Below are 12145 nucleotides of genomic sequence, written 5' to 3'. Positions count from 1 at the left end.
AGTTATCTGGCGGTTCCCGACATCGACGGTCAATTCCTGGCTCGCAACGAACCAAGGCTCCGGCGCATCGCGATTGCATGTGGCGCGGGTCGGATCGCAAAAACGACATGCGACCTGCGTTGGCTGCGGCAGCACGGCGCACGCCAGCGTGTGCCACCGAGCCGCTACTGACGCGTCCGAATGACCTTCAACAGCGACGGCAAGGCGCAAAGCGCCTTGCATCAGTGGACATGCAGATCATTCGGATCGTTGCGGGGCACCACGGGAATGGTCTTGAATGTGCTTGAGCTGCCGGTCCCGGCGCCGAAGCCCGACCGCCGCGCCGCACTGCCTCCTCCACCGCCCGACACGGAGCCGATCGAGCCTCCGCCGAGCCGGTCCATCGCCGAGTTGGTGCCGCTGCTGCTCACCGGCGGCCGCGCCGTTATGATCGGCGCCGCGCGCGGCGTGTCCTTGAACCCCGGCGACAGCCTCGGTGCGTTGCCGCTATTGCCATTGATCATGCTGACACCAGAGCTGCCGCCGCTCTTCGACTTCGTTGTCGATGAATTGGTGTTGCCGTTGACCATGCTGATGCCAGAGCTGCCACCGCCGCCTTTCGAAGTGCCTGACTTCGTCGTCGACGAGTTGGTGTTGCCATTGACCATGCTGATGCCGGAACTGCCGCCACTCTTACCGCCACCACTTCCGCTCTTCGTTGCCGGTGGGCAACCTGCCGCCGGCGCGTTGCCGCTGCAGCCGTTGACCATGCTGATGCCGGAGCTGCCGCCGCCGCCCTTCGGGAGTCCTGCCGTGATCGGTGGTTTCATCGGCGGCGCCCCGAGCGGCAAGCCGGGCCGGGGTGGCGGGATAACCACAGGGCCGTGGCCGCCCTCACCCGGCGCGGGGAATGTCACCGGAATTTTCGGATCGCCCGACCTGCTCGTGCTGATGCCGGAGCTGCTGACCGGCGGATTCGAAACTCCCGCGCCGCCCAGAATCGATATTTCTTTGCCGACGCCAATTCCGCGGGCCCATGGCGGTGTCTGCAGGGAGCCGCTGCCGGACTTTGGCGGAACCAGAATAGGAATGCTGACCTGATCACCCGGAAATTTTATGAGCACGTCACTATCGCACTGCCAGCTTTTCGGGGTGAGCGTGATGTCCTTCCCCGAGCCTGTGAAGATCTGCGGCTTTCCCGTCACGACATGGCAGTGATGATCATTGATCCACTTCGTTTGCGCGTTGCAGTAAGTGCTTCCCGGTCCGACGAGCGCGGTCTGGCCGGCGCCGGCGCTGGCAAACTGACTGATGCTGTGGAAGCAGGCCGCAACTGCGCCGCGGGCGCTGGGGATGCCCAAGCATGCCGCTGGCGCTGGCGTTGTATTCGGAAACTGCTTGTTGACGAAGGCGCCGCAGTTGCCCGCGTAGACTGACATCGCGCTGGCGTCCCAGAAATTTGCGCTGCAAAAATCAGGGGTGTCCAAGAACTTGGCGTCCTGCGCGGCCTGGAATTGCTGACTGATGTACGACGCCGGCCCGATGGTGCTGGTGTACAAATCCGCGGCGGTCCCCATGGCGGCGCTCACCTGGTTCGCCACATCGCTGAGCGAGTTGCCAAAGGCGGCGCAGGTCGAAGCCACGCTGCCCCGCTTGTCTGGCGGAATGCAACGATCGAACGCCTGTTCGCAGGCGCTGTTCATGCTGCCGATGCTGGCGTTCAAGGCGGGGCTCCCGGAAACTTGGGCCGCGGCCGGCACGCAGGCGATATAATTGTTGGCGAAGTAATCCTTCGGCGAGAAACCTCCGCAATCCGCCGCCGGCTTCCAGTCATTGCTGTCGCTGCCGAGGCCCAGGAAATGACCGATGTCGTCAATGGCACCCTTTACGGTGTTCCAGACGTCGGTTGCGATCGTGTCGACCGTCCCCCAGACGCCGAGCCATTTGAGAATATCCTCGCCCACGCCCAGCAGCGCATGCGCGATATCTCCACCCCAAGTGCTGATCTGTTGGATCGCCTTGGACATGTCGCCGCAGACCGTGTTGACGGCGGCGCTGTCACCCAGCAAAGCACACGGCTTGTCGATGAATTGCGTCTCGTACCAGGTGAACAACACCTGCGCGAGCGCCACCGGATCGCCCTTGCCGATGGCGTCGATGGCCTGCTGCGCCGCGGCCTCGTCATTGTGGATCATCGCTGCAACGGCTGGACCGAGCAGCTTCGCCACCTCCGGCGTCAGGAAGACCGACAGGATGATGTCGCCGGCCATGATCGCCATCTCGGTGCCGCCTCCCGTGACGACCTCGCCCCAGTTCCCGGTCTTAATGCCGTCCGCCACCATGATGATGTTCTTGAGCGTGGCTTGGTTGCTGGCATTGGGGCTCGCGTCGATCGGCGCGGGACCGGAATCCGGCCTGAGCTTCTGGATCGTGGCAATCGTGGTGTTGATCTGATTGATCGCGTCCTGGGTGATCGGCGGGTTCTGGGCCACGATCTTCGAGCCCGCGACGGCCGCGTTGATGCAATTGGCGGCGTCAGGCGCGGTGATGCATGCGACCGTGGCTTTCGCCACGACGTCTGTGCCGGGAGGCGTGCCAGGAAGGGCCGGCACCGCGGCTGATGCAAAGTTCGCCGCGCATTGACCGACATTGGCGCCCGACTGTGTCGCGCACGAATAAAACTGCCCGACGTTCGGTCCAAGCTGCTTGCCGATCTGATCTCCGACCAGGTTTCCCACCTGGTTCTTCACGCAGTTGGGAACGTTCGGGTCGCCCAGGCAACCCACGATTTGACTGGCCGGCCCCTGCAAATTGGGCGGCAGACCTTGGACCACCTGTTTGGTGATGAAATCGGTCGCGCATTTCTGGACGCTGCCGCCCTCGAGCGCGCAGACGGCGGCCCCCTGGATTTGCGGAGGAAGCTTGTCGACCAGCATGCCTTCCGCGAGCTTCTTGCTGCAGTCGGCGACATTGCCTCCGGCGACCAGGCAGTTCACCGCCGGCTGCGCGTCCGCCGGCAAGTGCAAGAGGTTGGTCGCAACTTGAGCCGCGCAACCGGCCGGGTTGTTTGAGCCGGTGATGCAGGTCACCGCACCCGTGATCACGTTCGCCGTTTGTGGGTCGGTCACGGCAGGCAGCACCTGTTGCAGCACAGCCTTGATGGCCGCGTTCTTCACGCAGTCTCCAACGTCCTGTTGGTTGGCGACGCCGCACCGCACGATCTGCGTGACGACGGTCGCTTCCGTATCGGTGATCGGCAACCCGGCCGCCTGCCCCGCGGCGACGAAAAGCTGCACGGCGGTGTCGGCGTCATCCGCGCGCGCGCGATCAGGCAACAGCGCGATCAATGGAAGCAGCAACAGGACGAGCGCAAGGTGGCAAAGACACGGCGAGCCAAGGCTGCCGGTGACAAACCGGGCAATTCTCATCGCGAGCCTCCAAATAGGAATTCGCGGTCGTCACAACGACGACTGAACAAGTATCAATGATATCGCCCCACCGTCAGGCTACGTCTTAGCGCCGCGCCTGTACATGGGGACAGCTTGAACTGGAGCGAACCTTTTTTTGCGGATTGCGAACTGCCGCATGGACAAAAAGCGCCCGTCTGAATCAACCGACGCAGACGATTCACGATCAAAATCAGAGACGGCCGAAGGACTTAAGAGGCGCCTGCTTTGTATGCGGCGCTGCGGCATTTGCAGATTGCGACGTCGCCGCTCCCGGATGTAGATTATCGGTCATTCTTTTCGCGTATGCATTTGTATTGAAATTAAAATGGCGGGCGACGGCGTCACTTCAGAGCTTCCGCAGGTCTTTCAGTTTTCGACTGATGCCTTCCGGAAGCACGAGCGGGTTTCGGCCTGGCGTGAAGCCTTCGGCCGGACGCTCCTGAATATCGACATCGCTCCGAAGTCGCCGGAGGATTTTCGCGCCAGCGCGACGATGTTTCGCGTTGCCGATCTCGGCCTGATCCGCGCATCGACATCGGCCGCGGACCAATGCAATTCGCCCAGCCTGATCACCAACGACAATGTGTGCTTCGGCGGCGTGATGGACACGCAGTGGAGCGCAACGCAACTTGGCCGGAGCGCCGAGTTTTCTGCCGGCGACGCCGTGCTCATGAGCAATTGCGATGTCGGCGCACTGACGTTCCCGGACGAGTGTCGCTACACCGTGTTTGCCCTGCCGAGAGCGCTGGTGGCCCCGCTCGTGCCGGACCTCGGTGCAGTTTTCGCGCGACGCATCCCTGCTGAAAGCCCCGCTCTGCGGATGCTGATGCAATATCTGCAACTCGGCCAGGACGACCACCTCGCGTCGAGTCCCGAATTGCAGATGGCCTTCATCGACCATGTCTGCGACCTGCTCGCACTGGCGCTTGGTGCGACGCGCGATGCTGCGGAGCTTGCACGAACGCGCGGAGTCTCGGCCGCCCGATTGCGCGCCATGAAAGAGGCCATTCGCAAGACCTGCCATCGTCACAGCCTTTCGGTCCATGACATCGCCGCGCAATACGGTGTGAGCGCCCGCTACGTGCAGAGAATCTTCGAACAAGGCGGTTCGACGTTCACCCAATATGTCACCGAACAGCGCCTTGCCGCTGCCTACAAGGCGCTTCGTCGCCGCACGCCCGCCGGACTGCCGATCAGCACCCTCGCCTATGACTGCGGCTTCACCGACGTCTCGCATTTCAACCGTCTGTTCCGGCAGCGCTTCGGCTGCACGCCGACCGACGTCCGCAATGCGGCGCGTTCCAGGGCTGAGCGATGACTCCCAATACGGCCTTCGCACCGGTTCGATTTTCGACGCGGGATCTGCCGGAGCGAGAACGGCTGCCACGCTGGCGCGAGGAGTTCGGTCGTGGTCTGGTGTCGGTCGACATCGAGCCCGTTTCGTCCAGCGAGCCGTTCCATGCCGAAGCGATCCTGCAGGCGCTGCCCGGCGTGCGCACGGCCGTCTGCACCGGTTCGGCAGCGCGTTTCGATCGGACGCGCGCCATGGCCGCGTCCGGCGACGACTCGGTCGGGCTCGTCGTCAATCTTGGACCCAAGGCTGCCGTCTCGCAGCACGGCCAGGATGTTGCCCTCGAGACCGGCGACGCTTTTCCGATCTTCACGGACGCAGCCGCGGTGCTGACGAGCAGCAATCACCTCGGCATCCTGCTGCCTCGCGCGCCGCTGGTGGGGCGCGTCGCCGACCTCGACCGGGCCGCAGGCCGCGCCATTCCACACGACAACGAGGCGTTGCGGCTGCTGACCCACTATCTGCGCCTGGTGCGAGAGGACTTCGCGCTTGGCTTGCCGGAGATCGGCCAGGCGGTGGCAAGCCACATTCACGATCTCGCGGCGCTCGTGCTTGGCGCCAGCCGGGACACCGCGCAGGACGGCGGCTTGACTGCGGTCGCGGCTGCGCGATTGCGCGCCATGAAAGACGACATTCGCAAGGCTTTCACCGATCCGTATCTGTCGGTGCACACGATCGCGGCTCAATACGGCGTGAGCGCGCGTTACGTGCAGCGGATTTTCGAGGACAGCGGGTCCACTTTCACCCAATACGTCACCGAGCATCGGCTCACCGCCGCCCACAAGGCGCTTCGCCGCCGCCCTCCCACGGGCGCACCGATCAGTTCGATCGCCTATGATTGCGGCTTCGCCGACGTCTCGCATTTCAACCGGCTGTTCCGGCAGCGCTTCGGTTGCACGCCGAGCGATGTTCGCCACGCGGCGCGTTCCAGGAACGACTGAAGCTCTGCTTTGCCTTTCAAATCGAGCACCCGTGCCGCATTTTTCGCCACGCGGTGCCTACGCGCGGCGGATCAGCGCAGCTAAAATATTGATTTCGCCTGCCAATCGACTTGGCACATCCGATGCATTAGCCTCATTGCGCGCGCTCAAAGCTTGATGGACTGGTTCCGTCCGAAGAGCGCGCCAGCCCGTTTGCTGGCGCGAACATCGGACCCGGATAACAGTTTTCCATTTTTGCCGACGGGTGCGCCGCAATGGAGGCGATGAATGCCCGTGAAGTTGCACCTCGATCATGTCGGCATGGCGTTCGCGACGCCTAACGGCACGTTTCGCGCGGTCGAACCGACCGATCTCAAGATCGAAACTGGACGTTTCGTCAGCCTGGTCGGGCCATCCGGCTGCGGCAAGAGCACCCTCTTCAATGTCATAGCCGGCCTGTTGCAGCCGACCGAAGGCCGCGTGCTGATCGACAGCGAAGATGCCACCGGCACCATCGGCCGTGTCGGCTACATGCTGCAGAAGGATATGCTGCTGCCCTGGCGCACGGTGCTCGATAACGTGATCCTCGGCATGGAAATACAAGGCAAGCCGTTGAAGGAAGCGCGCGAACGTGCGCTGCCGCTCCTCCAGCGCTACGGGCTCAAGGGCTTCGAACACCTCTATCCGAATTCGCTGTCGGGCGGCATGCGCCAGCGCGCGGCGCTCTTGCGTACGCTTCTGTTCGATACCGACGTGATCCTGCTCGACGAACCGTTCGGCGCGCTCGATGCGCAGACCAAGGCGCAGATGCAGGAATGGCTGATGCAGCTCTGGACCGACTTCCGCAAAACCGTGGTGTTCGTGACCCATGACGTGGAAGAAGCGATCTATCTGTCTGACGAGATCCACGTGATGGGCACGCGGCCCGGCCGCATCCTCGAAACCATCGCAATCGACAATCCACGCCCGCGGCCGCGCAGCATCACGCTGACGCCCGAGTTCGTTGCCATCAAAGAGCGCTGCCTGAAACTCCTCACCGTCGCAGCACCCGCGCAGGAGGCCGCCTGAGATGACCATTCAGGATACGTCTCGTGTCGCAGGCGTCGCGCACAACGACGCAAAGCCAACATCGACAAAATCCACAAGGCCTGTTCGCCGCCTGCCGGTGCAGAAAGACTGGCCGTCCTGGGCCATCGTCTCCGTCCAGATCGGCATCCTGGTCGGCATCATCGCGCTGTGGGAGATCGGCGCGCGCGCGGGCCTCATCGACGGCTTCTTCTGGTCGCAGCCCTCCGCGATCTGGCGCACCTTCGTGATCTTCTTCACCGAAGGTGACGCCTGGACCGATATCGGCTTCACCTTCCGCTCGACGATTTTGGGCTTCATCATAGGCACCACCGCAGGCTCGCTGCTCGGACTGTCGTTCTGGTGGTCGCGAAACTACGCGGCCATCGCGCAGCCCTACATCATCTGCATGGAGTCGATCCCGAAGCTTGCGCTGGCTCCCCTTGTCATCCTGGTGTTCGGGCTCGGCCTTGCCTCCAAGGTCGTCATTGCGGTGGCGCTGACCATCGTCGTCTCGACGCTGACCGCCTATGCCGGCGTCAAAGCGCTCGATCCCGACAGCGAGAAGCTGTTCTACTCGCTCGGCGCCAGCCGCTGGCAGGTGTTCAAGAAGCTCGTCGTGCCGTTCTGCCTGCCCTGGATCATCTCGGTGCTGCGCATCAACATCGGGCTTGCACTCACCGGCGCAATCGTCGGCGAATTCATCGCCTCGCAGCATGGCCTCGGCCGCACGATCTTCTACGCCGGCTCCACCTACGAGATCGCGCTGGTCTGGGTTGCGGTTTTCGTGCTCTCGATACTGGCAGTGCTCATGTACGTTGTGGTGTCCTGGCTCGAGAACATCTTGCGCAAAGGCACACGCCAATAGCTCAACAGGAGACCGGTATGGATCGACGCAAGTTTCTCGGCACCACCGCAGCGGCAGGCGCCGCTCTCGTGGCCAAGCCCTACATCGCACACGCCGCCAAGCATGAACTCCTGGTCGCCGAACCGGTGCATTCGACCGGTTACCTGCCGATGTACATCGCCATGGCGAAAGACTTTTTCGCCGAATCCGACATCAACGTGAAGATCGTCACGATCGAGACCGGAGCCGGCCACACCAATGCGGTGCTGTCAGGCCAGGCTTTCGCGTTCATCGGCGGTCCCGAGCACAACGCCTTCGCCAAAGCGAAAGGCGCCGAGTTGCGCTGCGTCGTGAATTGCGTCGATCGCGGCAATGTCTACTTCTGCGCCGAGAAGGGCCTCGCCCCAAACGGCCGCGACTTCACGAGCTTCGTCAAAGGCAAGTCGCTGGCGACCGGCTCCTTCGGCGGCACGCCGAATTCGATCACACGCTATCTCCTGAAGAAATGGAATCTCGACGCCAAGAACGACGTCACGCTGGTTGAGACCGCCAACTCGGCGATCCTTGCCGCGGTCAAAGGCAAGCGTGCCCAGCTCGGCTGCTCGACCGAGCCGTTCATCACCCAGGGCGTCAACCAGAACATCTGGAGTGAACCCTTCTACAATGTGCCGAAGGAGCTCGGCCCGTACGCTTATTCGACCATCAACATCCGGCTCGAATCGATTCAAAAGCAGCCGGATGTGGTGCGCGGCTTCGTCCGCGGCATGATGAAGGGACTGAAGTTCCTCTACGCCGACCAGAAAGAGTCCGCCGAGATCGCCAAGAAGCAATTCCCGACGATGCCGCTCGAAGACATGAAGGCCACGCTCGACCGCTCGTTCGCCGACGAGATGTGGAGCAAGGACGGCATGGTCAGCCGCGCCGCCTGGGACACCGCCAAGGCCGTGGTGATGGAGGCAGGTATTCTCAAAACGGACGTCAAGTATGAGGAAATCTTCGATATGAGCTTCGTCGAAAGCGCTCGCGCGAACCTGTAGTTCGGCTACGCTCGACGGCACTCATCCGGGAGATCAATCATGTCTGAACCAGTCTGGAACCAGTTCCTCACCGAACGCGACAAGGCCGTGTTCGGCACCTCCGGCTACGGCGCGCGTCAGGGCTTCGGCAAGCGTCCGGCGCTGCTCATCATCGACGTCAACTACGCGTTCTGCGATGAGCGGCCGATGCCGATCCTCGAGTCGATCAAGCGCTGGCGCAACTCCTGCGGCGAGGACGCCTGGGTTGCGATGCCTTATCTGAAATCGCTGATCGAGAAGGCGCATGCCAAGGGCATCCCGGTGATCTACACCACCGGCGTGCGCCGCGAGGACAATTGGGACAGCGGAAGCTGGAGCTGGAAGAACAGCCGCTCCGCCGAGGACACCGAGTCACGGCCGCAGACCAACATCGACGGCAACGAGATCGTCGCCGAGATCGCGCCCGGCCCGAAGGATATCGTGATCTACAAGCAGAAGCCGTCGGGCTTCTTCGGCACCAACATGTCGAGCTATCTGACGCTGCTCGGTTGCGACAGCGTGATCGTCACCGGCACCACGACGTCGGGATGCGTGCGCGCCACCGTGCTCGATGCCTTCAGCCTCAACTACCGCATCTCGCTTGCGGAAGAAGGCTGCTTCGACCGCTCGCAGGCGAGCCACGCCATCAACCTGTGCGACATGAACGCCAAGTATGCCGACGTGGTGAAGACTTCGGAGGTGATCGAGTTCTTCGATGGCTTGCCGTCCGGCCAATACGACTTGCCGTCCGGCTCGCCGGTCGAGAAGCATCCGTCGAAGCGCTGAACGTTCGAACGCTTGAATCAAAACGCCGCACTGGAAAATCCAGTGCGGCGTTTTCTTTATTGCGTCATCGGCAACCGCCGTTGACGAAGGATTTGCCGGGCGGACACCTCGGCGCAGCGGCCGGCGCGGGCCGCGGTGGCGGCGGAGGTGCCGGCCGGGCCGCGGCAACCGGCGGCGGTGCGGGCCGCGGCGGAGGCGCCGGCCGCGCGACAGGCGGCGGTGGCGCCTGACGCACCACCGGCGGCGGCGGCGCTTGTCTCACCATCGGAGCCTGCGGCGGGCTCGGCCGCGCCATAGCGGGCGCCGGCGGTGTTGGCCGGACCACGTGCGGCGCCGGCGGCGTTGGGGCCGAGGGCGGCGTGCGGCTTGCGCTCGACGACGGCGGCGGTCCGCCGCTCGGCGGACGGTTGAAGTTCGGAGGCTGCCCGCGTTGCGGAGCCGTGTTTGGCGTGACGTTGCTAGGAGCCAGGGCCGTGCCGGGTGCTGTCGAGCCGGGTGTGCCCGGCCTCCCGGAGAACGTCGGACGGCCACCCGGTGCCGCCGTGTTCGGCGTCACCGTGCTCGGCGCGATCGCGGCGTTCGGAGCAGCGGCGCCCGGAGTGCCGGGCGGTGTGCGGCCCGCAGTGCCTTGCGGCGGCGTGCCCGGCCGCGGACCCCAACCCGGAGGACGGCTGCCCGGTGTTCCCGGTGCCGTGGCCGCGTTGGGCGCAACCACGCCGGGCGGCGTCCGGCTTGCCGTGGCGGGCGCTCCGGGCGGCAGCGGTTGACCTTGCTGCATGCCGGGCAACGGCTTGCCGAGCGGCTGAACGGCCGGGCGCATGCCGGGACCGGTTGCGGCACCCGGCTGACCCGGTCGCGTCCCCGGCGGCATGGTCGCGGCCTTCTGCGCCACCGATGGAGGCAACGCGGGTCCGATCGAGGCCATCGCCGGTGCGGCCCTGCCTCCCGGTGCGCCACCTGGCGCTGTTCTGTTGCGGGCCGCGAGGGCTTGCTGCTGCGGACTCGTCGCCGCGGCAATCGTCGCGGGCGTGAACGTCCTGGTCTGACCGGTGCGACTGGTGATCTGCACGGTGCTCGTGGTGTTGTTGATCACCACCGTGTTGTGAATGTTGTTGTAGATGATGTTGTTCGGCGGCGGCGGCACCACATAGGCGGGTGTCCTGACCCACAGCGGCACCGGCCGGTAGATCGGCGTCGGCAACAGGAACAGACCGAGCGGCACGATCGGCGGCGGCAGCACGACGAAATCCGGATCCGGCGGCGGCAGGAAAAACACCGGCGGTGGCGGCGGCGGCTCGAACCCGAACTCCGGGTCGCTGAAATAAATCGCCGGCCGCTCGACATAGAGCATCTCATCGGGCGGCGGCGGCGGGACGTCATAGTCCACCATCGCAAACGCGCGCGGCGGTGCGAGATCGGCTGACAAGTAGGCGAGACGGCGCTCGGCGTCGCCCGCGTGCGGGCCACGCGGATAGCGCCTCAGGTAAGACCAGTAAGCCTGTGGGGTATCGAACGAACGTGTTCGCCGCCAGACGATCGCCTCACGGCGCGCCGCGACGATGGCGTGGACCCTTTTGGCATAAGGGCTATTGGGAAACGCCGAGAGGAAATCGAGATAGGCGTCGAGCGTATCTCGCTCCAACGCCGCGATGTAGGCGTCGCGTTCGTCGAAATCGCGGATCGGTTTGGTGCGGATCGAGGCGGTCTCTTCCGGCGAGACCTGCAGCGGCGGCGCATCCGGCCCGCGTTCGAAGAACACGACCTGCGTCGTGATCTTCGACGCGTTCCAGGGCACCTCGGCGCCTTTGGTCATATCGTTTACACGCAGCCGAACGCGATCGAAGATATCCGAAAGCGGCAAACCGCCATCGCGGATCATCTCCGCCAGCGCCTGCGCGTAAGGGCTGTAGGCGCCCTGCTCCGGAGGACCAATCGTTCCCGGCGCGGCATTGAACGCATACAGCGTGCCGGGATCGGGCTCCACGAGCGCAAGGCCGCCGGCCAGCGGACGGCCCGCGACGGTGAACGGCGACTGCCGCGCGGCGTCCATCACGACGATCGTGGCCTTCAACTGCAGCGAAGCGAGCGGCCGGGTGAAATCGGTGACGCGGACCGCCTCCGCGCCGATATCGGTGTCGTTGGCGATCCGGGCGTCGATCGGGACGAAGTAGTTCTCGCCTTCGAGCTGCAGTCCGTAGCCGCTCATATAGATGAACGCGATGGTGTTCGGTCCCGACTGCTGCGCCTTTGCGTGAAAATCCCGAAACGCACGTCGCAGAGAATCCTGATCGAGATCGCTGGCGCCGACCACATCGAAACCTGCGGCCTGCAGTGTTTGCGCGATCAGCCCGGCGTCATTCGCCGCCGTCGCAAGCGGACCCGCCTGATAGTTCGCATTGCCGATCACCAGCGCGATACGCGCTTCCTGCTGTTGCGCGGCTGCTGGGCCCGCTCTCAAGCATGCGAGCGCAAGTGCTGCCATCATCAGCAAACAAATCCGACGCATAGACGTCCCTCCAGGATCAGCCGCCCCGATTGTCGCAGTCGGTATCGCCACGAGGCTCACAAATCACTTTAGCGCTTCAGTGGCGCAACCGGCGCGGAATTGCGGCTGAACAGCCGTTCAGTTGCAATTTCAACGCGTTGCATTGTGGTGAGAATGAGCGGAAGTGTCCATCCTTGCGATGGCCGAG

General features: G+C 64.1%; 8 protein-coding genes. 6 read left to right on the top strand and 2 right to left on the bottom strand.

What is annotated here, in order from left to right:
* Window positions 1-221: 221 nt before the first annotated feature.
* Window positions 222-3407 (bottom strand): hypothetical protein, encoded by a 3186-nt coding sequence (locus RHPLAN_RS16720; protein WP_068020033.1) that lies wholly within the window; start codon window positions 3405-3407, stop codon window positions 222-224.
* A gap of 346 nt (window positions 3408-3753) precedes the next feature.
* Between RHPLAN_RS16720 and RHPLAN_RS40565 the strand changes: the two genes are divergently transcribed.
* The 6 genes from RHPLAN_RS40565 to RHPLAN_RS16690 all read left to right on the top strand — a co-directional run bounded on the left by RHPLAN_RS40565 (window position 3754) and on the right by RHPLAN_RS16690 (window position 9452).
* On the top strand, window positions 3754-4746 hold the full coding sequence (locus RHPLAN_RS40565) for an AraC family transcriptional regulator (protein WP_068020031.1): 993 nt from the start codon (window positions 3754-3756) through the stop codon (window positions 4744-4746).
* Window positions 4743-5720 carry a helix-turn-helix transcriptional regulator gene (locus RHPLAN_RS16710; protein WP_068020030.1) on the top strand — a complete coding sequence of 326 codons (978 nt, stop codon included), beginning with the start codon at window positions 4743-4745 and terminating at the stop codon, window positions 5718-5720. Before RHPLAN_RS40565 ends, RHPLAN_RS16710 begins: the two co-directional genes overlap by 4 nt.
* A gap of 267 nt (window positions 5721-5987) precedes the next feature.
* Window positions 5988-6767, top strand: a complete 780-nt coding sequence (locus RHPLAN_RS16705) for an ABC transporter ATP-binding protein (RefSeq protein WP_068020028.1) — start codon at window positions 5988-5990, stop codon at window positions 6765-6767.
* 1 nt (window position 6768) lies between these two features.
* Entirely contained in the window at window positions 6769-7632 is an 864-nt protein-coding gene (locus RHPLAN_RS16700) for an ABC transporter permease (RefSeq protein WP_084245061.1), read from the top strand.
* Between the two features lie 17 nt (window positions 7633-7649).
* The gene (locus RHPLAN_RS16695; RefSeq protein WP_068020024.1) at window positions 7650-8648 is read left to right on the top strand and encodes an ABC transporter substrate-binding protein; all 999 of its coding nucleotides are present in this window, start codon (window positions 7650-7652) and stop codon (window positions 8646-8648) included.
* Window positions 8649-8687: 39 nt separating this feature from the next.
* The gene (locus tag RHPLAN_RS16690; protein ID WP_068020023.1) at window positions 8688-9452 is read left to right on the top strand and encodes an isochorismatase family protein; all 765 of its coding nucleotides are present in this window, start codon (window positions 8688-8690) and stop codon (window positions 9450-9452) included.
* Between the two features lie 64 nt (window positions 9453-9516).
* Here RHPLAN_RS16690 and RHPLAN_RS16685 read toward each other — a convergent pair whose 3' ends face one another.
* Complete coding sequence (locus RHPLAN_RS16685) at window positions 9517-11958, bottom strand: caspase family protein (RefSeq protein WP_068020022.1); 2442 nt, start codon at window positions 11956-11958, stop codon at window positions 9517-9519.
* Window positions 11959-12145 lie beyond the last annotated feature (187 nt).

It is taken from the genome of Rhodoplanes sp. Z2-YC6860, from assembly GCF_001579845.1.
GTDB lineage: Bacteria > Pseudomonadota > Alphaproteobacteria > Rhizobiales > Xanthobacteraceae > Z2-YC6860.
Note: the sequence above shows the minus strand (reverse complement) of the source record. Positions and strands in the feature narration are given on the sequence as shown.